This window comes from Microvirga arsenatis, assembly GCF_009910705.1.
Classification (GTDB): Bacteria; Pseudomonadota; Alphaproteobacteria; order Rhizobiales; family Beijerinckiaceae; genus Microvirga; species Microvirga arsenatis.
On record NZ_JAAAXJ010000009.1, the window covers coordinates 52,753 to 74,049 of the forward strand.

A 21,297-nucleotide genomic window follows, 5' to 3' on the forward strand; every position below is an offset into this window, starting at 1 on the left:
TAACACAAGCGTGGCCTTGAGAAAGCCCCGCTGTCCATGAGGCCCGACCACCTTTCCGCCATTCTGCCCATAAAAGCTGCAAACAGGAACCAGCTTATTCAGCCGCCCAGCCCCCGGCGCTCATCCGCCTGAGACGCGGGGTTTTGAGCACCCCGACAACGCGATCCGGCCATTCCGGAGCGATGGCCGCGAGCTTTTCGCGCCAGGCATCCGTCTGAAGCATGGCGGCGCCGATGGCGACGGGCCTGATCCCGCATGCGGCGAGGAGTTCGAGCGCGGCGGCGATGGAGCGACCGCTGCTGATCACGTCGTCCACGAGCAGGACCCGGCGGTTCTCGATCAAAGGCAGCACGCGCGGATCGAGGTAGAGGCGCTTGACCTGTTCCGGACTGGTGATCGAGGTCATGGACACCGAAAGCTCGTCCCGGTACCAGAACTTGCGCGATGTCCCGAGAGGCACGTAACGGGTCAAGCCCAGCTTCTTCGCCGTGCCGCTGGCCAGCGTGAGCCCCAGCGTCGGCAGCCCGACCACCACCTCAGGGTCGAAGGCGCGGACCTTCTCGGCCAGCGCCGTGCAGAGCGCATCCTCGACGTCAAAGCTGGCCTGGTTGACGATGAGGGATGCCAGGGCGTGCTCCCCATCGGCCAGCTCGCGGATCGGCAGGCGCAGCTGCCGCCCGTCCTCGAATTCCGCAGGATAGAAAACGCGATGCCCTTCCTTGGGCTGCCGCTCGAAGGTCGCAGGCGGATGGATCTCCTGCCAGAAATCGTGAGGCTGCATCGCTCGTCCCTGTCTGCCCGCACCGAGAAGGATGATTGTGGCCCGCCTGCCCTCGCGCTATCGACAATGCCCGGCCGGCATATTCAGGACGACAGCACGATGCCCCTTAAGGACCTCATCCAGGCGGACCTACCATTCCTGCGCAGCCTCCGCCAGGACCTCCACGCCCATCCGGAGCTGGGCTTCGAGGAGGAGAGGACGAGCGGAATCGTCGCGTCTCTGCTCGAAGAGGCGGGCCTGCGCGTCCATCGCGGCCTGGGAAAGACGGGCGTGGTCGGCACCCTGCAGGCAGGCAACGGCACGCGCACCATCGGCCTTCGGGCCGACATGGACGCGCTCGCCATGCCGGAGCAGGCGGAGCGGCCCTACAAGTCCACCATCCCGGGCAAGATGCACGCCTGCGGGCATGACGGGCACACGACCCTCCTGCTCGGAGCGGCCCGTCATCTGGCCAGGACGCGCAACTTCTCAGGGACCGTGCATTTCATCTTCCAACCGGCGGAGGAAGGCCGGGGCGGCGCCAGAAGGATGCTGGAGGAGGGATTGTTCGAGCTCTTCCCCTGCGATGCGGTCTACGGCCTGCACAACATGCCGGGCCTCGCCACCGACGAGATGGCCGTGACCGCAGGCCCTCAGCTCGCCTCGTCCGACAGCTGGCTCGTGACCTTCAAGGGTGTCGGCACCCATGGCGCGAAGCCGCATCTCGGCAAGGATCCGATCACTGCGAGCGGCCACTTCCTTGCCGCTCTGCAGACCATCGTGGGACGGGTGGTGAATCCGCTGCAGCCCGCCGTGGTCAGCGCCTGCTCCGTGCAGGCGGGCGACCCGCGGGCGCTCAACGTGATTCCGGACATCGTGGAGATCGGCGGAACGGCACGAGCCTATTCCGCCGATGTGAGAAACCAGCTCGAGACCGAGATCGGGCGCCTGGCGGGCGGCGTCGCCGCCATGTTCGGGATCGAGGCGTCCTACGAGTTCCGCAGGCGCATTCCGCCGGTGGTCAACCATCCCGATGCCACCGCCCGCGCCCTCAAGGCCGCCCAAACCGTGTGCGGCGCGAAGGTGGTGACGGACTTCGAGCCCTCGACGGCCGGCGACGACTTTGCCTTCTTCAGCGAGGCCGCTCCCGGAGCCTATGTCTGGCTCGGGAACGGCCCCGCCATCGACGGGGCCCTCCACCACAACACGGCCTACGACTTCAACGACGAGGCCATTCCGACCGGCGTCGCGTTCTGGGTGGCGCTCGTGGAGCAGGAGCTTGCCGTTTAAGGCTCAGCGCCTTCTGGCGCGATAGGGCTCCGTCTCGGCGGAATCCGCGTCGGACCGGGGGCGCCGGTTGCTTCTCTGCCGCCCGGCCTTTCCGCCCCTCTCGCGCCGCGCCTTCTCGTCGGGCTTGCGGCGGTGCGAGACGGAGGTCGCCACGAGCTTTTCCTCGATCTTGTCGTTGAGGGCGGCGCGCAGCTCCACCACCGCCTCCGGATCCTCGTACACGTCCGGGTAGCGCTGGGCGAGCCAGAGCCAGGTCGTGGCGATCTTCACCCGGGCCTCCAGCTTCAGGAGATCCGTGTTCACGCCGAAGTTCGGCGGCTGGACGCGCCCGTTCGCGGCATGCTGCCGGGCCCAGTCGAGGAGCAGCTCCACAGCCATCCGCTCGCGTCCGTCGACTGGCGCCATGGAATAGGACAGGCGGTCGAGGATGGGCATGTCCACGGTGTCGAGGAGCGTCGCCAGCTCGATCATCTCCTCCATGTCGGCCATACGCAGGTCAGGATGGCCGGCCACCAGCGTATCGTTCAGGTGCCGGAGCACGCGGCCGAGGCGGTCGGTCTGCAGCACCTCGCTCGCCGAGAGCACCGTTTCCTGGTTGGGGCGCACATAGGCCTTGCCCCTGAGCTTCGTCGCCTCGCCGTTCAGCGCGTTGCCGATGATCTTCTCCACCTGCGCATAGGCGCCCACCTCCGGCAGGGCTGTCACGAGGCCCTCGTCGTGGTGGCCGAAGCGCCCTGCCCGGCCGGCGATCTGCTTGATCTCCATGGCGGTGAGCTGGCGCTCCCGCACGCCGTCGAACTTGCGCAGGGTCGAGAACACGACCCGCCGCAGCGGCCCGATGTTCAGGCCCATGCCGATGGCATCCGTCGCCACGAGGATCTCGGCCTCCCCGTTGCGGAAGCGTGCCGCCTCCGCGCGCCGGACCTCGGGGCCGAGCGCGCCATAGACGGTGGCAACCGTGCGGCCGGCCTGGACGAGGCGCGTGCGCAGGTCATGCACGTCGCGGCGGGTGAAGGCCACGACCGCGTCGCCGCGGGTGAGCTTGTTCAGGTTGGCCGGAACGCCCTCCACCCGCAGCTTGCCCTTGCGCCTGAGGATCTTCACCTCCAGCGTTTCGCCGGTCATGGCAAGGAGATGCTCGACGAGGGGGATCGCCTCGGGGGCGCCGGTGAGAACAACGAGCCGGGCGGGAGCCCCGATCATCGCCTGGGTCCAAGCCCAGCCGCGGCTGGGATCCCCCAGCATCTGCACCTCGTCGATGACGCACACGTCGACCACGCGGTGCAGATCGAGCGTCTCGATGGTCCTGGCGATATGGGTAGCGCCCTCCGGCAGCACCCGCTCCTCGCCCGTCACCATGCCGGCGGCAAGCCCTTCCTCGCTCATGCGCTCGTAATGCTCGAGAGCCAGGAGACGCAGGGGCGAGAGGATCTCGGCCGTCTCCGCCTCTCGCGCCAGCTTCAGCGCCTCGTAGGTCTTGCCCGAGTTGGTAGGTCCCGCCAGGAACAGGAAGCGGCGGTTCAGGGAGCGGGCGACCGGGAAGATCGCGGCGTAGCGCTCGTAGCCGGAGGCCTCGCGGATCTGCGCCTCGCGCAGGTGCCGGAGTCTGCGGGCGGCCGCCTTCGAGCGGTACTCGTCGAGCTTCTGGCGCAGCTTGCGCGCGGCGCCCGCCGGGCCGCCCTTGTCCGAGGCATGGATGCGATCGAGCCTGTCGAGAGCAGTCCGGATGCCGCCGACGATGGCCTGGCGTTCATGCTCGTCCTCGAAGGCGTCGAGATAGGTCTCGAGTTCGTCGCGCCAGGTCGCCAACTCCTGCTCGCAGGCTGCGAAGGTGGCGTCACGCAGCTCCAGGAGCTTGGCTTCGAGGGCCTCTGACGCCGAGGCGAGCTCCGCGCGCTCTACCCTGGCGGGCGCCAGCACGACGGCGGCGACCTCGAGAGGTTCGGCGAAGGCGAACTCGACCGCGATGTCGATGGGAGCGCCGTCCGGAAGGACGTGCATGGGTTGGCCGAACACTGCCCGATAGCCCGCAAAGACGCGCTCGGGCCTGCCTCGGCCGCCTTCGATCCGGCGGATGTCCTCGGCGATGTAGATGCCGGTGTTCCGGCGAACGGGCGCGAGGACGCTCTGGCGGCGCCGGTGAGCGGCATCGTCATGGGCCCGGTCCCCGTCGTCGCGCCGAGCACGGGAGCGATGCTCTTTCCCCTCGTCCCCGCCTTGCGCCCGCCAGGCAGGAACCTCGGGGGCGAGCTGAGCGACAGCCTCGGGATCGAACATCGGCTCCTCGACGCTGCGCCCGCGCCTCTGCACGGTCCGGCGCTCCGCGATTGGGATCAGCCCGGCCTCGATCCAGTGCTCGCATTCGGCCTGGCTCGCCAGCAGGATGCCGGGCAGGTGGTTGAGGCTGACGAGGTTCTTCGACTTCTTGGACATTCAGTTTTCCAGGAGGCGGATCGCGCAGGGGGCGTCCAGCCTCGTTCATGGGACAGCCTCAGGACACGGCACGCGTTGCGTGCGGGGTCAACTCCGGAAGGCTGCAGATGTTTTCGGGAAGCGCCGGTGGGCTTTGCTGCAGGCCGCACCCCGGCTGTTCTCCAGGCTGAGCGGGTGCAAGGCTAACGTCTTGAGGTGCCGCGATTTTCCTCTGTTCTCATGTGATGTCGGCAGAGTGCAATATCAAGGGAGCCGCTGGCTATGGATCGCTCCCGCTCCGGTGAGCTTATCCCCTGCGGAATGGACCCGGGAGGTCAGGTTTTCGCCCCTCCTCCCAGCGTCCTTCTCAGAAACGAGAGCCCGAGCGCGGACAGGAACGCTGCCTGCTCCTTGTTCGCCGCCCCATGGCCGCCATCGTCCGGCTCGTAGAAGAACACCGGCTTCTTCATGGCCTCCAGCTTGGCCGCCATCTTGCGGGCATGGCCGGGATGGACGCGGTCGTCCCGTCGAGACGTGACGAGCAGCACCGGTGGATAAGAGCGGCCCTCTTCCAGGTTCTGGTAGGCGGAGAAGCCGGCCATGTAAGCCCAATCCTCGGGCCTGTCCGGATCGCCGTACTCGGCGACCCAGCTTGGGCCGGCGAGGAGCCGGGTGTAGCGCTGCATGTCGAGGAGCGGCACGGTGCACCAGATCGCCCCGAACCGTTCTGGGTAGCGGGTCAGCATGTTGCCGACGAGAAGGCCGCCGTTGGAGCCGCCATAGGCCGCGAGCTGTCTCGGGGTGGTCACGCCGCGTGCGACGAGATCCTTGGCGATGGCTGCGAAGTCGTCATGGGACAGGCGCTTGCCCTCGCGCATGCCGGCCTTGTGCCAGGCGGCGCCGAATTCGCCGCCGCCTCGGATATTGGCCACGACCCAGACATTGCCCCGCTCCAGCCATGTCTTGCCGATGCCGCCGAGATAGCCCGGCGTCATGGAGACGGAGAAGCCGCCATAGCCGTAGAGCACCGTCGGCCGCGGGCCATCCTGCCCCTTCGGCCCGATCTGGTAGTAGGGAATCCGCTCGCCGTCCACGGAGACGGCCTCGTGCCGCGTCACCTGGAGGCCCGAGGCGTCGAACGCGGCGGGGCTTTCCTTCAGAACCTCGATGCGTCGGTCCTCGGTCACCAGGGCGAGCTTGGTCGGCTCGACATAGCTTGAAATGGTAAGGAGAAACTCGTCGGTGCGGTCGAGCTGGCCTGCATCGAGCGACATGGCGTGGATCGAGGCGTTGTCCGGGAGCCCCTCCAGCCTCTCCAGGCGCCACGGCGAGCCCGGGGTCGCCAGCCAGATCTGGCTCGCCAGGTTGTCGAGCACCGTAAGCACCAGCAGGGACCTGGTCCACCAGAAGCCGGAGAGCACCCGCCTCGGTCCCGGCTCGAACAGCACCTCGAAATTCCTGTCTCCGGCCATGAAGCGCTCGAAGCCGATCGCCAGCAGGGAATCGGCCGGGTATGTGCGCCCGGGCAGAGCCCAGTCGCTTTTCAGCTTCACGACGAGCCAGTCCTTCTCCACGTCGAAGCGGGCATCGAGGGGAAGATCGATCAGGAGGGGCTCGCCGTTCTCCTGCGCCAGGTAGCTGATCCCCTCCTCGAAGGTGATCTGCCGCCGGTAGAAGATGCGCTCGAAGCCCGGTTCCCGATCAACGGACGCGGAGATGTAGATGTCGCTCGCCTTGCCCTCGAAGAGGATGGGCGCCTGCATGAAATCCGAGCCGCGGCGCCACAGCCGCACCGTGCGCGGGTAGCCGGAAGCCGTTGCCGCTTTCTCGCCGAGGGTGGTCGAGACGAGAACCGTGTCCCGGTCGAGCCAGGCCGCGCCTCCCTTGGCCTCCGGCAGGGCAAAGCCGTCCTCCACGAAGCGCTTTTCGACGAGGTCGAATTCACGCACCACGACCGCATCGGCACCGCCGCGGGAGAGGCTCACGAGCCCATAGCGCTGCTCCGGCTGGAGGGTGCCGCAGCCCTTCCAGACCCAGTCCTCGCCTTCCATGGCTGCCAGCGCGTCGATGTCGAGAACGGTCTCCCAGGCGGGTTCGCGCCCACGGTAGCTCTCCATGCTGGTGCGTCGCCAGAGCCCGCGCACATGGGTGGCATCCTGCCAGAAATTGTAGAGCAGGCCGCGGCGGCGCGTGATGAAGGGGATGTTGTCGGGCCGCGTCGAGATCTCGTAGAGCATCGCCTTGTCGGCTTCGAAAGCCACGTCGCACAAGGCCGCCTTGGTGGCTTCGTTGTGGGTCCGCACCCAGGAGAGCGCTTCCCTGCCCTCCACCTCCTCCAGCCAGAGATAGGGATCGCGAGGCTCGTGCTGCTGGTCGGTCATGCGCGTGGATTCCGTTCAGGGTGGCGGCTGGCGGATGCAAGTCGATGTCAAGGATTATTGGTCAGCTTGAATCTTCGACAACACTTCTCCTGAACCGGTCGGATTGGAAGCCGTTAGCATTAAAACCATTCCGAAAGGGGCTTTTCGATGGATCCGTTCGTTACTGCTCTCGAGGAACTCGCCGAAGCCCTGCTCGCCGGCGAGGATCCGGAGGAAGCCCTGCAGGACATCGCCCAGGAGCACGAGCTCCCGCCGCAGGCCCTCCGCAACCGGGCGCTGCGCGCGCTCGGACCGTTGGAAACCTATCGGGAACGGCAGGCGGAGCTGAAGAGGGAGCGCGAGCAGACGGCGCGCCGGCGCGATCCGGTGCTCGCCGGCGCCTCGTTCCTGGCTGCCGTCGCAAGCCTGAGCCCGAAGCTCACCCCCGACGAGCGCCGGGCCGAGATCAAGCGACTGGCCGCGGAGTACGACGTGGATCCCGCCGCGCATCGCGAGGCCATCGAGCGTCTGCGCCGGCGCTAGATCGTGACAGGTCCGCCCTTGAGGGAGTTGAAGCATCCTGCGGGCAGGCCGGATCCCGTGACAAGGATCGCGCCCTTGCCGTACAGGCTCCATCCCTGCTGCTCTTTACCCAGCCGCACCACTGCGAGGCCTCCGCCCGGATCCGCCCAGACCAGCTCTGCATCGACCTCCGCAAGCGCACGCATGACATGGCGCTCCCCCAGTCCCGGCGCGAAGAGAACGGTTGTGAACTCGCCGCCCCGGAGCGGCCAGATCCCCAGGGCTCCTGCTCCTATGACCATGAGGGTCGCCGTGGCTCCGGCGGAGTTGGAGGAGCGGGACGACGGCGGCTGCCCGCCGTCGCTCTTCCATCCGATCAGGCCTCCGAGGATGAGGGGCGTCAGACCGAAGAGGCCGAGCCAGAGCAGATCCCACACCAGGGGATGGGGGCTGTCCATGCGGATGCGGTGAATGCCGAGCAGCCAGTGCGACAGCACGGCATCGACCGCATGCCAGATGCCGAAGCCGATCAGGATGGCAGCGAGCAGCAGGCGCCCCGAGGCCCGGCCGGCTCCCCGCTCCGACGTCCAGAGCATCCAGAGGCCGACGGCTGCAACCCCGTACATCAGCGCATGGAAATAACCGTCGGCGGCCACCTGGAAGCGGAGGTCGTCCCCGTCGATTGCGCTGAGGAGATGGTGCCACTGGAGAATCTGATGGAGCAGGATCCCATCGAAGAACCCGCCCAGGGCGAAGCCCAGGACATGGCCCGCCCAGGGGCGGCGCCTCTTGGTTGCGGTGCGTGGCTGGTTCATTCCCGATCTCGGCGCGGGTGCTCGTGACAGCTAAAGCCGCGAGGACGGCCCTCGGTTTCCCGGCATGAGCGTCAGCCACTGCCGAGCCTGCGGCAAATCGGCAAAGGTTAACAAAACCTTTGCCTGTGTCGGCTTCCTGACAGACGGCCCCTTCCGCTCCGGTATGATTCGAATCAACAAGCAACGACGAGTCTCAGTGGGGGCACAACCATGGCCATCCGCAAGCCGGCCCTCTCCGTCGCAGGAACAGGCTGGCTGCGCCTCGGACCATGAGGTGCAAGATGAAGAACAGGAAGAGAAAACCGATCTCCCAATGGCAGCGGCGTGCGGGCAAGCTCGAGCGTAAGCTCAAGGCCGTCGAGGCTCAGATCGCCCTGCTGGAAAAGGATACGAAGCTGGATCTCGCCAAGCAGGACCATTTCGTCCTGTGGCGGCGCCCCAGCCTCTTCGCTCCCCTGCCGACCGGGCTTCAGCACTAGGCCGCAGAGAACGAGTTTCCGCAGGAGCTCACACCTATCGTCGGCATGGTGCACGCCTGGAGCATCTAGGTCCAATACAGGATGCGAGCAGACGGGAGGACATCTCCGAGCGCTTCCTCGAAGAAGGCGCGCATCTCCTTCATGACGTCGGGAGTATAGACGTACTTGACCGAGTTGAACTTGGTCGTCTTGCGCGCCCGTGTCTGTTCGTTCATGTCAAGACTCGAGCCGGGATACCAGCCGTTCAGAACCCCTTTGGACCCCGGTGTGAAGCGGTGGGTGATGAGTTCCACGGATAGATCCGGGTCCGTCACGTCCCGAAGAGCATGAGCGGCATCCATGAGAAGCGCGCCATAGGCCTCGCGCCAGTTCTCCAGGGGCATGATCGGAGCGATGGTGAGCCCCACCCGGTAGCCGGCGAGCGCGGCCCTGCGCATGGCGTTCAGCCTTGCCGCGACGGGAGCCGTGCCGCCCTCGAAACGTGCGGCGGGCTTGGCGTTGACGGAAAAGCGGATGCGGGTTTTCCGGGCATGGTCGACGGGAAGCAGGGGCTCGACCGCATCGTACTTGGTGGTGAAGCGCAGCTGCACCGGCGCATCCCAGGCGCCGAACTGCGCGATGGTCGCGGCAAGCGATCCCGTGAGATGCTCGATGCCCAGGGGATCCGTGTAGCAGGACGCCTCGAAGGTGGTGCCCTCGTGCATCCTGTCCGCAGAGCGGGAGGTGACGGCGCCCCTCCCGACATAATCCGGCAGAACGTCAAGGATCTCGGGCAGGTTGGCATAGGCGCGTGTCACGGGCGGGCCGGCGAGCGAGCCGGCCAGGTAGCAATACTGGCAATGGGCGGGGCAGCCCTCCGCCAGATCCACGCGCCAGTCGGCGCTGGGCGGAATCGGCTGCAGGCGGCGCTTGCCGGGCGGCGCCACGACGACGGCGAGGGTCGTCTTGGCGTTGACATAGGTCTGGCGCTCGTCGTCTCCCGTGAGGCCGGTGAGGCGGTTGCTCTTCAGCTCGACGATCTCGGAGCCGAAGGAGGCGGCGCGCTCGAGAATGGCGCGTCCATGCTCCCATTCGAGCGCGGCCGGCGTCACGAGCACGCGCTTCGGCCGCCAGAGCCTCGGTGCGGCCCGTTCATTCATCCTGTCCAGGGCCGGTGTGGCGGCGTTCAACGCGGCATCTCCTTCAGCGGAGGAACGCGAGCCCGGTTTGCGGGATCCTGCCGGCGGGCAATCTGCCACAGCAGCGGGTGCGGTGGAGAATGCGTGCGTCAGAACGGGATCTTCTGCCCGTCCCAGGCGAAGAACCCGCCACTATCTGCTGCGGTCAGGCCATCCATGACAGCCAGCAGGCGCTGCGCCGCGTAATCAGGTGAGAACAATTTTCCGCTCTCGACTCCTGCCCGGAAAGGCTGGCTCAGGTTCGTATCCACCGTACCGGGATGAAGCGCCACGCAGACTGCATCGGGCTTCTGCCGCCGCAGCTCGATGGCGAGCGTACGCAAGAGCTGGTTCAGCGCCGCCTTCGACGCGCGGTAGCCGTACCAGCCGCCGAGGCGGTTGTCCTCGATGCTGCCGACGCGGGCGGAGATCACGGCAAAGACGCTCTTGCCGTCTCTCGGCAGCAGCGGCAGCACGTGCTTGGCCACGAGGGCAGGGCCGATGGCATTGACCGCAAAGCTCCTGGCGAGCTGATCGGGATCAAGGCTGCGATAGGTCTTCTCGGGCTGAAGGCTGGCATCGTGGAGCAACCCAGTTGCCACCAGCACGAGGCGAAGCGGGGCGCCGACGCGAAGCGCCTCTGCGGCGGCGGCGATGCTGCTCTCCTGCTCGATATCGATGCGGCCCGGATGCACGGCGGGGTTGCCGCTTTCGCGGCCTTTCCGCGAGAGGGCATGAACCGTCTCGAAGCCCTCCTGCGCGAGCAGATCCGTAACAGCGGCGCCGATCCCGCCCGAAGCGCCGACCACGGCAGCGCGGGCGGGCCTTTCGAACGACGTGAGACGTTGCGGTGAGATCATGGAGGCTGCTTCAGAAACGCTGCGCGGAGAAAGGCTCCGTGGCGACGGGGCCGGGACGATCCTCGACCAATCCGGCCACCATCTGCGCCGTGACCGCGGCCTGGGTCAGGCCGTAATGTCCGTGGCCGAAGGCATAGACGACTCGGCGGTCGCGCCGGGCGCGTCCGATGACGGGAAGCGAATCCGGAATGGAGGGGCGAAAGCCCATCCACCGCCGGGCGGGCGGCTCGGACTCGAGATGGGGCAGGAAGCGCGTCAGGCGCTGCACCATGGCGTCCGTCCGGCGGTGGTTGGGCGCGGCCTCGAGCCCCGCGAACTCCACCGCCCCGCCGACCCTGTCTCCGGTGTCGAGCGGCGTGGTCACGAAGCCCTCACCCTCGAACATGATGGGCCGTCCGATGCCGAAGGAGCCTTGCGGATAGGTGGCGTTGTAGCCCCGCTCCGTGTCGAGCGGGATCCTGTCGCCCAGTTGGGCGGCGAGCGACCTCGACCAGATGCCGGCCGATACCACGGCGCGGTCCGCAGCCACCTCGGCTCCCGCGCCGTCCGTACGAACATGGATGCCGCCATCCCTCGGGTCGATCCCGAGAGCCTGCGCGGCCACGTGGACGGCGCCCCGTTCCAAGGCCAGCCGCAGGAGATCGGCGGCGAGCCATGCGGGATCGGAGACATGGCAGGCATCCGGGTACAGAACCGCCGCCTCGACGTTGCGGAGGACGGGTTCCATCTCGGCAAGCGCTGCGGGGCTCAGGGCCTGCGCCTCGATCCCGAAGCGGCGCTGGCGCTCGATCATTTCCTGCGCCCGGAGGAAGTCGTCCCGGTGCCGCCAGACCGACAGGATGCCTTTCTCCCTCAGATGGGAGCTCAGGTTGAGCGACGACAGAAGGCTCTTCCAGGCCGGCAGCGCCTCCCCATTGATGGAGCGGATCGCCCCGATGCTGGCCTTGATGCGGGAAGGCGACGAGGCGAGGAGGAAGCGCAGGAGCCAGGGCGTCAGCTGCGGCAGGTAGGCGGGGCGGATGGTGAGCGGCCCGAGCGGGTCCATGAGCCAGCGCGGCAGGTTCCGCCAAGCCTTGGGAGAAGTGAGCGGCATGATGTCCGTATGCGCGATCCAGCCCGCATTGCCGTCCGTCGGCCGGCCCTGCTTTCCGCCAGGCTCGACGAGAACGACCTGGTGCCCCCTGTCGAGCAGGGCATGGGCGGTGGCGAGACCCACGATGCCCGCGCCGATGATCGCAATCCGCATCCCACCTCTCCCGCGCAGGCTCAGGCCGTGCGGCTCTGGTCGACCACCTGGAAGCCGTGGGCGAAGGGATCCCGGCTGTCGATGAAGATGGTGTTGAAGCCCGTTACCCGCGCCCAGCCCTCGATGGACGGAATGATCGCATCCCGGTCCCCCACCTTCGCGCGCCCCTCGATGCGGCCGGTGAAGGTCGAGCCGATGATGCTCTCGTGGACGAAGGCATCGCCCTCCTTCAGCGCCCCGCGGGCGGCGAGATGCGCCATGCGGGCGGAGGTTCCGGTGCCGCAGGGCGAGCGGTCGATGGCCTTGTCGCCGTAGAACACGGCATTGCGCGCCGTACCGCCTGGCGTCTGCGCCTTGCCGGTCCACAGCACGTGAGTCAGACGATCGATGGCCGGGTTCTCGGGATGGGCGATCCGGTAGCGCGCGTTGAACGCCTCGCGCAGCTTCGGACTCCAGCGCAGGATGTCGGACGGATTGACCTCGGCGAGATCGGAGTAGAGCCGCTGCGGCTCCACGATGGCGTAGAAATTGCCGCCATAGGCCACGTCGACGGTGAGATGGCCGAGGCCCTCTACTTCCACCTCGTAGCCCGTGCCGTAGAGAAAGGACGGAATGTTGGTGATGCGCACCCGTTCCACGAAGGGACCATTCTGCTCGTAGCGCGCCTCGACGACGCCGGCGGGCGTGTCGAGCCGCAGCAGGCCCGGAATCCTCGGGTGGATGAGACCGTTCTCGAGCGCGATGGTCACCGTGCCGATGGTGCCGTGACCGCACATGGGCAGGCAGCCCGAGGTCTCGATGAACAGGATGCCCACGTCGCAATCCGGCCGCGTCGGCGGATAGAGGATCGAGCCCGACATCATGTCGTGCCCGCGCGGCTCGAACATGAGGCCGGTGCGGATCCAGTCGTACTCCGCCAGGAAGTGCTGGCGGCGCTCGAACATGGTCTCGCCCTTGAGCTGGGGGATGCTGCCGCCGCCCACCACGCGAACCGGATTGCCGCAGGTATGGCCGTCGATGCAGAAGAAGGTGTGGCGCGCCATGGCCTCACTCGCTCCGGAAATGAAGATCGCGAAGAAAAGGCGGGACCCATCGGCCCCGCCATGGTTGTATCAGGCTGCTGGCTTCAGACCCACGTCCGGCAGCTTCGGTCGGTTCTTCAGGGCCTTGTCCATGATTGCCTCGACCTCGGCCTTCTCCGCCCCTTCGAGGGGCAGGCGCGGCGGGCGGGTGAGCGCGGAGCCGCGCCCCATGATGTGCTCGCACAGCTTGATGCACTGCACGAGGTCCGGGCGGGCATCGAGGTGCAGCAGCGGCATGAACCACTCGTAGAGCGCCCTCGCCTCCTCGTAGCGTCCGGCCTTCGCCAGGCGGAACAGGGTCTCGCCCTCCTGCGGAAAGGCGTTGGACATGCCGGATATCCACCCCTCGGCTCCCAGCATCACGCTTTCGACCACGACATCGTCGAGGCCTGCGAACAGCACGAACCGGTCCCCCACCATGTTCCTGGTGTCGATGAAGCGGCGCGTGTCGCCGGAGGAATCCTTGAAGCAGACGATGGTCTCGCAATCCGCGAGCGAGGCGAGGATGTCGGGCGTGACGTCGTTCTTGTAGATCGGCGGGTTGTTGTAGACCATCACCGGCAGGCTGGTGGCCTTGGCGACGCCGCGGAAATGGGCGGCGGTCTCGTGCGGCTTGGAGGAATAGACCAGCGCCGGCATGACCATGACGCCATCGACGCCCACGCGCTCGGCCTCCTTGGCGACCTCGGAGGCGAACTGCGTCGTGAACTCGGCCACGCCGGCGATTACCGGCACCCGCCCGCGGGCAACGCCTTTGGCCGCCTCCATCACGGCCACCTTTTCGGAGCGGCTGAGCGACGTGTTCTCGCCCACGGTGCCGCAGACGACGAGCCCCGACACCCCGTCGCGGATCAGCCCGTCCATCACCCTGGCGGTGGCCTCGATGTCGAGCTCGAAATTGGGCTTGAACTGGGTCGTCACCGCGGGAAAGACGCCTTCCCAGCCGATCTTTTTCGCCATTGTGGTCCTGCTCCCGATAGCAATTGAATTTCTTTATTGTAGATTGTATAAAATCTGCACTGTCAAGCGGGGCCCTGCCTGCCCTTTCGGATTCCCATGTCGACAAGAACCGCATCCCAGTCCCAGCCTCTCCGGAAGCCCCTTCAGCACCGAACCGTCTCCGCCTCCGTGGCGGAGGAACTGCGCCGGCGCATCGTGGACGGAGAGTTCGAAGCGGGCTTCCAGCTGCGCCAGGAGGCGCTGGCGGTGGAGTTCGGCGTGAGCCGGATCCCGGTGCGTGAGGCCCTGGTGCAGCTCGAGGCGGAGGGCTTGGTGAAGATCCATCCCCATCGCGGGGCCATCGTCTCGGCCCTCTCGCCTGCGGAAGTGGAAGAGCTGTTCGAGCTGCGGGCGCTCCTCGAGCCGCGTCTGCTCAAGGCCTCGGCCCCGCACCTGACGGAGAGCGATTATGGAAGGCTGCGGGGCATCCTGCAGGAATACAGCTCCGAGCTTCATGCCATGCATGTGAGCCGCTGGGGCGAGCTGAACCGGGAGTTCCACCTGGTCCTGTACCAGCATGCAGGCCAGCCCCGGTCGCTGTCCATCGTCGCGAAGCTCCTGCAGGAATGCGACCGGCACACGAGGCTCCAGCTCGCCCTCACCGACGGCCGTGCGCGCGCCGAGGCCGAGCACGACGAATTGCTCCGCATGTGCATCGGGGGACAGTTCGGCGCGGCCTGCAAGCTCCTGAAGAGCCATATCGAAGGTGCGGGACGATCGCTGCTCAAATACCTTCAGGAGCACCAGAAGGACACGCCCGCTCGCCAGGATGGATGATCAGCCCTGCAGGGCGGGCTCGGCCTGCTGCTTCATCCTGAGCTTCGCCTGCTTCGTCATCCAGACGGTCAGGACGACGGTTGCGCCGAGGCCGATGATCAGCAGGATCCAGTTCATCGCGCCGGCGCCGCCCTCCGCCGCCGTGCGGCCGATCACGCCGATCCAGACGTTCTGGACCGTCCCGGGAATGATTCCGACTGCCGTTGCCACCAGGAAGGGAACCAAGCGAACGCCCGTCACGCCGAAGGCATAGTTCTCGACGGCGAACGGAGTCACCGGCGTCAGCCGCGACAGAAGGATGGTCTTGAACGATTCCTCGTAGGTGACCGTGTCGATAGCTTTCAGGGTCGGGTAGCGGTCGAGGAAACGCTTGACCCTGTCCCTGGCGAGATAACGGCCGATCAGGAAGGAGATCAGGGCCGCCGTCATGCCGCCGAAGAAGCAGATCGCCAGCGCCCACCAGCCATAGGCGACGGCGACCGCGAGCGTCAGCGCCACGCCGGGAACCAGAAGGATCGTGCAGATCACATAGGCGATGCTGACCAGCACAATTCCCACGGTGCCGAGGCCCTGCGCCCATCGGCTGAAATGCTGCAGCCACTCGTCCATGGGCAGCAGGAACCAGGCGGCGATGAGCGCGACGAAGCCGATGACGGACGGGACAGCGAGCCAGAGGAAGTTTCGGTGGTCAGGTGATGATGGCAAAGGCGTGACTTCTCCGATTGAGGAAGCCAAACGCACCATGGGGTTCGCCGTTCCGGCGGCACAAACCCAGCGAATGCCGAAGGAAATGGCGACTCCGGTAGGGCTCGAACCTACGACCTGCCGCTTAGAAGGCGGCTGCTCTATCCAGCTGAGCTACGGAGCCGTCCGGTGGGCCTTGACCTCAGTGGGTCCAGGGACCGACGCGGTTGAACTTGAAGTTGTCGGAATAGGAGATCGTCCGCCGCTTGACCTCATGGGGTTCCTCGACCCGGTAGGCGATGCCCTCGCGCTCGGCATAGGCGATGGCGTCCTCCTTGGTGTCGAACCACAGGCGGATCTGCTGGCGCGTGTCGCCCGAGCTGGTCCAGCCCATGAGCGGCTCGATCTCGCGGGGTTTGTCCTGCTCGAAGACGAGAAGCCACTGCTTCGTCCGGGCCAGGCCGGACTGGGTTGCGGACTTGGCGGGCTTGTAGATCCGTGCAGGCATCGGTTTTGAGCTCTCTCCACGACTCGTCCGTCGAGGATGGTCGGGGCGGCAGGATTTGAACCCGCGACCCTCTGCTCCCAAAGCAGATGCGCTACCAGGCTGCGCTACACCCCGAGATCCTCAACAGATTGGTTTCTCTATCGTTCTGGAAACCGATGCGCAAGGGGTGGGGTTCCCGCCAAAGGCACCCGGGATGCCCTGGGGCCACCCTCCGGCGCGGCCCTTGTGCGGCCATGCTTGGAACGAGGAAGCCGATCACCTCCCTCGGGAACAAAAGCCCTATGTAAACCAAGGCTTAACCCTGCGACGATTTTTGGCTGGCAACTTGCCGCAACGTCATGAACTTCATGCGTCGATCGATGCCGGGCGGGCCCTCATGATGAGCGGCCGGCGCATCGCAGGATCGACTGCAGGAGGCTCATGATGAGCAACTACAGCGGGCACGACCGCCCTTTTCCCACCTGGTTCCCCTATGCCCTCGGCGGCACTTTGTTCGGCGCTGCCATGCTCGCCGGCCTCTGGAGATTCATCTAAAGCCTCCGGCCTTCGGACAGGCGGCGCCAGCGCATGTCGTGTGCTGGAACACAGCGCGCGAGGCTCCACGCGAACGATGGCTGAGCCTGGCCGTTGCCGGAGGGCGGACGCTGTGTCCGCCCTGGAAGCAGCGCAGGCCCTCGATGACGATCCTCGATCCGATCTCAGGAAACCAGGTGACGATCAACACTTCGAGACGCCCTGCCGCTCGAACGGCCCGTTCAGAACCTGGTGAGGGTGCATTGCTGGTCCTTGGCGGCCAGATCGTCGGTGATCACCATGTGAACGATCTTCCCGCTCGGATCGATCTCGAGGATCATCTCAAGCACCGAGTTCTCGGCATAAACCCCGAAGAAGCCGAAGTTTCTGGCTCCCCATGACGGAATGCTGAAGCGGTCGATGTCGTGCGTCAGACCCCGGCAGCGAGCCAGGGTCAGGCGAAGATCCTCGATGGCGTATTTCGCCTGCAGGGCGGGTGCCAGAAGCTCATGCAGCGCGACTGCGTCGCTGCGGTTATAGGCGCGCAGCAGGCTGTCGGAGACATCGTTCAGGGTATGCGGACCGACCTCCGCCTGCGCGGGCCCGGACAGGAGCGTGCCGGCCAGGACGAGAGCCCTGCACCATTGTCCGTCGCGCCTCAAGCCTTCGAACTCAGCGCTTGAAGATCGGGTGTTCCACCCGGTCGCCGGCCTTGATCCCGAGCTTGGCCGCCGTGCCTGCATTCAATTCCAGGACGGCGAGCACGGGTTCGCCCGACGGGATCGTGCGGGTCGACAGGGGCTCGGTATTCGCCGCGATCCGGGCGATGGTGCCGTCCGCGCGGATGAACAGCATGTCGAGCGACAGGTAGGTGTTCTGCATCCACATGGAGACAGGCTCGACCCGGCCGAAATCGAACAGCATGCCCTGATCGGCGGGCATGGAGCGGCGGAACATCAGGCCCTGCGCCCGATCGGCGTCGTTGCGGGCAACCTCGACCCTGAAGCTCTGGCGCTGTCCGCCCTGAGTGGCGATGGACAAGGTCTCGAGAGCCTGGGCATAGGCTGCGCCGGTGACGAGAACGAGAGCCGACAGGGCCGGAAGAACGGGCCTGAGCGTCGACAGCACGGATGCAGCCATCAATGCGAGTGCGGCAGGGCCATGTCGGCCAGGCGGACCTCGGCGGCCATGAGACCCTTCGAGCCGTCGCCGAAGCGGACGAACACGCGCTCGCCCGGCTTCAGCTCGGCAATGCCGTAGCGGCGGAGGGTCTCCATGTGGACGAAGATGTCCGGCTTGCCCTCACCCTGGGTGAGAAATCCGAAGCCGCGCAGCCGGTTGAACCACTTGACGACGGCAGGCTCCAGGCCGCTCGTCGGCACCACCTGAACATGGGTGCGGGGCAGCGGCAGCTCCGAGGGATGCAGGGCGGTCGACTCGTCCAGGGAGAGGATGCGGAAGGCCTGCAGACCGCGCGGGCGCTGCACCGCCTCGACGACGATCCGGGCGCCTTCGTTGGCGGCCTGGTAGCCGTCGCGGCGCAGGCACGTCACATGCAGGAGCACATCGGGCATGCCATTGTCGGGCACGATGAAGCCGAAGCCCTTGGCCACATCGAACCACTTGATACGGCCGCTGACCTGGATCAGCTCGAGAGCGCCCTCCTCGGTCGGAGCCGGCTGGGCCACCTCGCGGCGGCCTTGATCCAAGGAGGCATTATCCTCTCGGAGGCTAAAAGAATTGGAGCCGTAATCGCCAGTCATGAAATAACCCAAACTCGAATCATGAACCCGATTCTTAAAAAGAGGATAACATCGTCCTGAATCAGGGGAAGCCAGAAACGCGCCTCGATGGGCGATGAATTTTTCGGCAGCCTCCATGCTCTTGAAGTTACGTCGGAAATTCTGAGAAGACCTCGCCGATTTCCGCATGAACGACCAGGTCCGCGACGTCGTCGAGGGGCGTAGGCTCCCGGTTGACGATGACCAGGCGCGCGCCGTTTTCCTTGGCGAAGGCCGGGAAAGCGGCAGCCGGATAGACCACCAGGGACGAGCCTGCGACCAGGAACAGGTCGCAGGCGGCCGAAAGCTTCTGCGCCCGCCGCATCGGTTCCTCCGGCATGGCCTGCCCGAAGGAAATGGTCGCGGATTTCAGGATGCCGCCGCAGGCCATGCACTCCGGCGGCTCCCCATTGCGGTCGAAATGGTATCTCACCCAGTCGAGCTCGTGCCGGCGCCCGCAGGAGAGGCACTTGGCGTAGGTGCCGTTGCCGTGCAGCTCGATCACCTGATCGTCTCCCAGGCCGGATTCCTGATGGAGCCCGTCGATGTTCTGGGTGATCACGGCCGGCATCCGCCCCGACGCGACGAGGGCGGCAAGGGCGCGATGGCCGGTGCTGGGTCGGGCGCCCCGATAGAGATCGTCCATGGCGAACTTGCGCCGCCACGCCTCCCGCCGCGCCTTCGCGCTCCGGAGGAAGAGTTCGTACGCAATGGGCTTGTTGCGCAGCCACGGACTGTTGGGCGAGCGGAAGTCCGGGATGCCGCTCTCGGTCGAGATGCCGGCCCCCGTGAAGCCCGCAACGATGCGGGCCTCTTGAATCATATCCTTCAATGTGGCGATTGACGCGGCGAGGCTCTCGGTCATGTGCTTGAGATAAGAGCGAGCGGCCGCGAGGGAATGCCCTGAACCATGCGACAAGCGGATTTGAACACCATGCCTTCAGGGCTTCATGCCGCCGCACAGCGTTGGGATGCGCTCGACGTGGCCCGCGGCGTCGCCATCGCGGCGATGATCGTCTATCACTTCAGCTGGGACCTGAGCTTTCTGCAGCTGATCGAAACGAACATCCTGCAGGTTCCGGCATGGCGCTGGTTCGCGCGCGCCATCGCAGGCTCGTTCCTGACGCTGGCAGGCTTCGGGCTCGTGCTCGCCCATGCAAGGGGCTTCAAGCCTAGGCCCTTCCTGACGCGTCTGGCGAAGATCGGCGGCGCGGCGCTGGCCGTCACCCTCGCAACCTTCTTCGCGTTTCCGCAGAGCTTCATCTTCTTCGGCATCCTCCACTGCATCGCAGCCTCGAGCGTTCTCGCCCTGCCCTTCTTGCGGCTGCATCCTGGGGCGACTCTGGCCGCGGCCGTGTTCTGCCTGGCGGCCCCGCAGATCTTCACCAGCCCCTCCCTGGATGCACCCTGGCTCGACTGGCTGGGGCTCGGCTCCTCCGATCCCGTCACCAACGATTATGTGCCGATCTTCCCCTGGTTCGGCTTCGTTCTGATCGGCGTGGCCGCAGGCCGCATCCTCCTCGCACGGCAGGAAACCATGGGCCTCGCCCGCTGGCGCGTGCAGAATCCGCTTGCGAGGTCGCTCGCCTGGGCCGGCCGCAAGAGCCTGCCGATTTATCTCACCCATCAGATCGTCCTGCTTGGCGCTCTCTATGGGGTGCTGCAGGTCGTCGGCCCGAACCCTGCGGCGGAGGCACGGCCGTTCATGATCCAATGCGAGGCCACCTGCCTGCAGAATGCGCAGCCGCAGACCTGTCGTGCGCTCTGCTCCTGCACCGTGGACGCCCTGCGCGGGAGCGACCTGTGGCGGAAGGTGCTGACCAACGCCACCACCCCCGAGGACCAGACGCGCATCTCCCGCGCTGCGCAGCAATGCCTGCGCCAGAGCCCGCCATCCTGAGGCAGGGTCGCAACAGATCCACGGACGTCGAAGCGGAACGGCTCAAGCCCCGGCGGCCACCGGATAGCCGTCGAACGGCTTGAGGGTTTTCAAAACGAAGGTGGTGTGGATCCGCCCGACCCCGTAGCCCGGATCGGAGAGATAGGCCTCCGTCATCGCTTCGTAGGCCGCCAGCGTCGGCGCCACGATCCTCGCGACGTAGTCGTATTCCCCATTGACCACCTGGATCTCAACGACGGCCGGGCTGGCGGTCAGCGCCCGTTCGAGACGCTGCCGCGCGGCGGCGGAAGGGTCCCTCATGCTGATCCCCGCAAGCGCAATGATGTCGTGGCCGAGGGCGGACGGCTCGGCCAGGGCGGTGTAGCCTCGAATGACCCCTCTCTGCTCGAGGCGCCTGACCCTCTCCAGGCACGGCCGGGCCGAAAGGCCCACCTGCTCCGACAGGGCCTGGTATGTGATGCGCCCGTTGGCGCGCAGCGCGTCGAGGATCAGCAGATCGATCCGGTCGAGGGCAGGTTTGACGCTGCGGTTCAGCAGCTTCGCGGGCGGCTTCATGGCTCTCCTCGAACACGGCCCCGGCAACGGCGCGGCCGACGGAAGATCGCCGGTCTCTATCCTACCGAACCCGGTTCTTGCAATTGCGCAGATCGGCAGCGGCCCGGGTGCTTCCTGGTGCCTGCCGGAAGCCGAACTGCATCGAAAAACCGGGCTCAACGGCCGTATTTTCCTTTGAACGGCATCGTTTCGTCATTGATCGAACGATTTTTCCCCGTATGACTCAATGCCAGTCACATTGGGGGCAAGAACAGTGACATTTCCCTTGGAGGCGGACATCGCCCAGCGCGTGCTGGCGCTGTGCCAGTCGCTTCATTCCCGCGACACCGCCATCACCCTCGACATGTCGCTGGCTCACGGCCTGCATTTCGACTCGCTCAAGCTCATGGATTTCTTCGCCGGCATCGAGCAGCTCTTTCCCGGAATCGGGCTTGAGGATTGGTTCATCGAGCACAGCAGCGACGGGCGCGACACCCTGCGCAATGCCGTCGCCTATCTGACGCGGTTTCTCGACGGGACCGCGGCGAACGGTTGAAACCGGCCCCTTTCCTTTCCAGTTAGTAACGCCTGACCTGCCGACGAAGCCGCCAGGCTTCC

General features: G+C 66.3%; 23 protein-coding genes and 2 tRNA genes. 7 read left to right on the forward strand and 18 right to left on the reverse strand.

The annotated features are described in order from the left end of the window. Positions 1-94 precede the first annotated feature (94 nt). Positions 95-781: a phosphoribosyltransferase gene (locus GR303_RS16425; RefSeq protein ID WP_161723795.1), complete on the reverse strand. Its 687-nt coding sequence runs from the start codon at positions 779-781 to the stop codon at positions 95-97. Positions 782-880: 99 nt separating this feature from the next. On the opposite strand from GR303_RS16425, the gene GR303_RS16430 reads away from it, so the two are divergent. Then, positions 881-2,050, forward strand: a complete 1,170-nt coding sequence (locus GR303_RS16430; protein WP_201752099.1) for a M20 aminoacylase family protein — start codon at positions 881-883, stop codon at positions 2,048-2,050. Positions 2,051-2,053: 3 nt separating this feature from the next. Here GR303_RS16430 and GR303_RS16435 read toward each other — a convergent pair whose 3' ends face one another. Together GR303_RS16435 and GR303_RS16440 are read right to left on the reverse strand one after the other, a co-directional pair. Beyond that, a complete protein-coding gene (locus GR303_RS16435; RefSeq protein WP_161723791.1) occupies positions 2,054-4,483 on the reverse strand; it encodes a helicase-related protein in 2,430 nt (809 codons plus the stop codon). 314 nt (positions 4,484-4,797) lie between these two features. Further along, the gene (locus tag GR303_RS16440) at positions 4,798-6,843 is read right to left on the reverse strand and encodes a prolyl oligopeptidase family serine peptidase (protein WP_161723789.1); all 2,046 of its coding nucleotides are present in this window, start codon (positions 6,841-6,843) and stop codon (positions 4,798-4,800) included. 147 nt (positions 6,844-6,990) lie between these two features. Between GR303_RS16440 and GR303_RS16445 the strand changes: the two genes are divergently transcribed. Beyond that, positions 6,991-7,365 (forward strand): hypothetical protein, encoded by a 375-nt coding sequence (locus GR303_RS16445; protein ID WP_161723787.1) that lies wholly within the window; start codon positions 6,991-6,993, stop codon positions 7,363-7,365. Here GR303_RS16445 and GR303_RS16450 read toward each other — a convergent pair. Beyond that, a complete protein-coding gene (locus tag GR303_RS16450) occupies positions 7,362-8,159 on the reverse strand; it encodes a DUF2243 domain-containing protein (RefSeq protein WP_161723785.1) in 798 nt (265 codons plus the stop codon). The two genes, GR303_RS16445 and GR303_RS16450, sit on opposite strands and share 4 nt — an antisense overlap. A 281-nt stretch (positions 8,160-8,440) precedes the next feature. On the opposite strand from GR303_RS16450, the gene GR303_RS16455 reads away from it, so the two are divergent. Next, positions 8,441-8,638 carry a hypothetical protein gene (locus tag GR303_RS16455; RefSeq protein ID WP_161723783.1) on the forward strand — a complete coding sequence of 66 codons (198 nt, stop codon included), beginning with the start codon at positions 8,441-8,443 and terminating at the stop codon, positions 8,636-8,638. Between the two features lie 65 nt (positions 8,639-8,703). Here the strand turns inward: GR303_RS16455 and GR303_RS16460 are convergent, their stop codons facing one another. From GR303_RS16460 to GR303_RS16480, 5 genes are all read right to left on the reverse strand, one after another. Then, entirely contained in the window at positions 8,704-9,777 is a 1,074-nt protein-coding gene (locus GR303_RS16460) for a spore photoproduct lyase family protein (protein ID WP_161723881.1), read from the reverse strand. A 128-nt stretch (positions 9,778-9,905) separates the two neighbouring features. After that, positions 9,906-10,655 carry an SDR family NAD(P)-dependent oxidoreductase gene (locus GR303_RS16465; protein ID WP_161723781.1) on the reverse strand — a complete coding sequence of 250 codons (750 nt, stop codon included), beginning with the start codon at positions 10,653-10,655 and terminating at the stop codon, positions 9,906-9,908. A gap of 10 nt (positions 10,656-10,665) precedes the next feature. Next, positions 10,666-11,901 (reverse strand): NAD(P)/FAD-dependent oxidoreductase, encoded by a 1,236-nt coding sequence (locus GR303_RS16470; protein ID WP_161723779.1) that lies wholly within the window; start codon positions 11,899-11,901, stop codon positions 10,666-10,668. Positions 11,902-11,921: 20 nt separating this feature from the next. Next, complete coding sequence (locus GR303_RS16475) at positions 11,922-12,944, reverse strand: 4-hydroxyproline epimerase (protein ID WP_161723777.1); 1,023 nt, start codon at positions 12,942-12,944, stop codon at positions 11,922-11,924. Between the two features lie 69 nt (positions 12,945-13,013). Then, the gene (locus tag GR303_RS16480) at positions 13,014-13,943 is read right to left on the reverse strand and encodes a dihydrodipicolinate synthase family protein (RefSeq protein ID WP_161723775.1); all 930 of its coding nucleotides are present in this window, start codon (positions 13,941-13,943) and stop codon (positions 13,014-13,016) included. Between the two features lie 96 nt (positions 13,944-14,039). Here GR303_RS16480 and GR303_RS16485 point away from each other — a divergent pair, with 96 nt between their 5' ends. Next, complete coding sequence (locus GR303_RS16485) at positions 14,040-14,759, forward strand: GntR family transcriptional regulator (protein ID WP_161723773.1); 720 nt, start codon at positions 14,040-14,042, stop codon at positions 14,757-14,759. Here the strand turns inward: GR303_RS16485 and GR303_RS16490 are convergent, their stop codons facing one another. The 8 genes from GR303_RS16490 to GR303_RS16525 all read right to left on the reverse strand — a co-directional run bounded on the left by GR303_RS16490 (position 14,760) and on the right by GR303_RS16525 (position 19,068). Next, complete coding sequence (locus tag GR303_RS16490; RefSeq protein ID WP_161723771.1) at positions 14,760-15,464, reverse strand: TVP38/TMEM64 family protein; 705 nt, start codon at positions 15,462-15,464, stop codon at positions 14,760-14,762. Positions 15,465-15,550: 86 nt separating this feature from the next. Then, positions 15,551-15,627 (reverse strand) — tRNA-Arg (locus GR303_RS16495). A gap of 18 nt (positions 15,628-15,645) precedes the next feature. Then, entirely contained in the window at positions 15,646-15,951 is a 306-nt protein-coding gene (locus GR303_RS16500; protein WP_161723769.1) for an ETC complex I subunit, read from the reverse strand. 37 nt (positions 15,952-15,988) lie between these two features. Beyond that, positions 15,989-16,065 (reverse strand) — tRNA-Pro (locus tag GR303_RS16505). Positions 16,066-16,706: 641 nt separating this feature from the next. Beyond that, the gene (locus tag GR303_RS16510; protein ID WP_161723767.1) at positions 16,707-17,126 is read right to left on the reverse strand and encodes a hypothetical protein; all 420 of its coding nucleotides are present in this window, start codon (positions 17,124-17,126) and stop codon (positions 16,707-16,709) included. A 10-nt stretch (positions 17,127-17,136) separates the two neighbouring features. Further along, complete coding sequence (locus GR303_RS16515; protein ID WP_161723765.1) at positions 17,137-17,604, reverse strand: DUF192 domain-containing protein; 468 nt, start codon at positions 17,602-17,604, stop codon at positions 17,137-17,139. Then, the gene (locus tag GR303_RS16520) at positions 17,604-18,227 is read right to left on the reverse strand and encodes a cold-shock protein (RefSeq protein ID WP_246205647.1); all 624 of its coding nucleotides are present in this window, start codon (positions 18,225-18,227) and stop codon (positions 17,604-17,606) included. Before GR303_RS16520 ends, GR303_RS16515 begins: the two co-directional genes overlap by 1 nt. Positions 18,228-18,354: 127 nt before the next feature. After that, positions 18,355-19,068, reverse strand: coding sequence for an SIR2 family NAD-dependent protein deacylase (locus GR303_RS16525; protein WP_161723763.1), 714 nt, complete (start codon positions 19,066-19,068; stop codon positions 18,355-18,357). Positions 19,069-19,179: 111 nt separating this feature from the next. Between GR303_RS16525 and GR303_RS16530 the strand changes: the two genes are divergently transcribed. Then, the gene (locus tag GR303_RS16530) at positions 19,180-20,145 is read left to right on the forward strand and encodes a DUF1624 domain-containing protein (protein WP_161723762.1); all 966 of its coding nucleotides are present in this window, start codon (positions 19,180-19,182) and stop codon (positions 20,143-20,145) included. 42 nt (positions 20,146-20,187) lie between these two features. On the opposite strand, the gene GR303_RS16535 is transcribed toward GR303_RS16530, so the two are convergent. Further along, complete coding sequence (locus GR303_RS16535; protein WP_161723760.1) at positions 20,188-20,700, reverse strand: Lrp/AsnC family transcriptional regulator; 513 nt, start codon at positions 20,698-20,700, stop codon at positions 20,188-20,190. On the opposite strand from GR303_RS16535, the gene GR303_RS16540 reads away from it, so the two are divergent. After that, positions 20,699-20,878 carry a hypothetical protein gene (locus tag GR303_RS16540; protein WP_161723758.1) on the forward strand — a complete coding sequence of 60 codons (180 nt, stop codon included), beginning with the start codon at positions 20,699-20,701 and terminating at the stop codon, positions 20,876-20,878. The genes GR303_RS16535 and GR303_RS16540 overlap by 2 nt on opposite strands. Before the next feature lie 75 nt (positions 20,879-20,953). Continuing rightward, positions 20,954-21,235 (forward strand): hypothetical protein, encoded by a 282-nt coding sequence (locus tag GR303_RS16545; RefSeq protein ID WP_161723756.1) that lies wholly within the window; start codon positions 20,954-20,956, stop codon positions 21,233-21,235. The last annotated feature ends 62 nt before the right edge of the window (positions 21,236-21,297 follow it).

Bases quoted from the DNA above. Each gene is read 5' to 3' on its own strand.
- GR303_RS16425 (WP_161723795.1), bottom strand. From the start codon at position 781: ATGCAGCCTCACGATTTCTGGCAGGAGATCCATCCGCCTGCGACCTTC.
- GR303_RS16430 (WP_201752099.1), top strand. From the start codon at position 881: ATGCCCCTTAAGGACCTCATCCAGGCGGACCTACCATTCCTGCGCAGC.
- GR303_RS16435 (WP_161723791.1), bottom strand. From the start codon at position 4,483: ATGTCCAAGAAGTCGAAGAACCTCGTCAGCCTCAACCACCTGCCCGGC.
- GR303_RS16440 (WP_161723789.1), bottom strand. From the start codon at position 6,843: ATGACCGACCAGCAGCACGAGCCTCGCGATCCCTATCTCTGGCTGGAG.
- GR303_RS16445 (WP_161723787.1), top strand. From the start codon at position 6,991: ATGGATCCGTTCGTTACTGCTCTCGAGGAACTCGCCGAAGCCCTGCTC.
- GR303_RS16450 (WP_161723785.1), bottom strand. From the start codon at position 8,159: ATGAACCAGCCACGCACCGCAACCAAGAGGCGCCGCCCCTGGGCGGGC.
- GR303_RS16455 (WP_161723783.1), top strand. From the start codon at position 8,441: ATGAAGAACAGGAAGAGAAAACCGATCTCCCAATGGCAGCGGCGTGCG.
- GR303_RS16460 (WP_161723881.1), bottom strand. From the start codon at position 9,777: ATGAATGAACGGGCCGCACCGAGGCTCTGGCGGCCGAAGCGCGTGCTC.
- GR303_RS16465 (WP_161723781.1), bottom strand. From the start codon at position 10,655: ATGATCTCACCGCAACGTCTCACGTCGTTCGAAAGGCCCGCCCGCGCT.
- GR303_RS16470 (WP_161723779.1), bottom strand. From the start codon at position 11,901: ATGCGGATTGCGATCATCGGCGCGGGCATCGTGGGTCTCGCCACCGCC.
- GR303_RS16475 (WP_161723777.1), bottom strand. From the start codon at position 12,944: ATGGCGCGCCACACCTTCTTCTGCATCGACGGCCATACCTGCGGCAAT.
- GR303_RS16480 (WP_161723775.1), bottom strand. From the start codon at position 13,943: ATGGCGAAAAAGATCGGCTGGGAAGGCGTCTTTCCCGCGGTGACGACC.
- GR303_RS16485 (WP_161723773.1), top strand. From the start codon at position 14,040: ATGTCGACAAGAACCGCATCCCAGTCCCAGCCTCTCCGGAAGCCCCTT.
- GR303_RS16500 (WP_161723769.1), bottom strand. From the start codon at position 15,951: ATGCCTGCACGGATCTACAAGCCCGCCAAGTCCGCAACCCAGTCCGGC.
- GR303_RS16515 (WP_161723765.1), bottom strand. From the start codon at position 17,604: ATGGCTGCATCCGTGCTGTCGACGCTCAGGCCCGTTCTTCCGGCCCTG.
- GR303_RS16520 (WP_246205647.1), bottom strand. From the start codon at position 18,227: ATGACTGGCGATTACGGCTCCAATTCTTTTAGCCTCCGAGAGGATAAT.
- GR303_RS16525 (WP_161723763.1), bottom strand. From the start codon at position 19,068: ATGATTCAAGAGGCCCGCATCGTTGCGGGCTTCACGGGGGCCGGCATC.
- GR303_RS16530 (WP_161723762.1), top strand. From the start codon at position 19,180: ATGCCTTCAGGGCTTCATGCCGCCGCACAGCGTTGGGATGCGCTCGAC.
- GR303_RS16540 (WP_161723758.1), top strand. From the start codon at position 20,699: ATGGCTCTCCTCGAACACGGCCCCGGCAACGGCGCGGCCGACGGAAGA.
- GR303_RS16535 (WP_161723760.1), bottom strand. From the start codon at position 20,700: ATGAAGCCGCCCGCGAAGCTGCTGAACCGCAGCGTCAAACCTGCCCTC.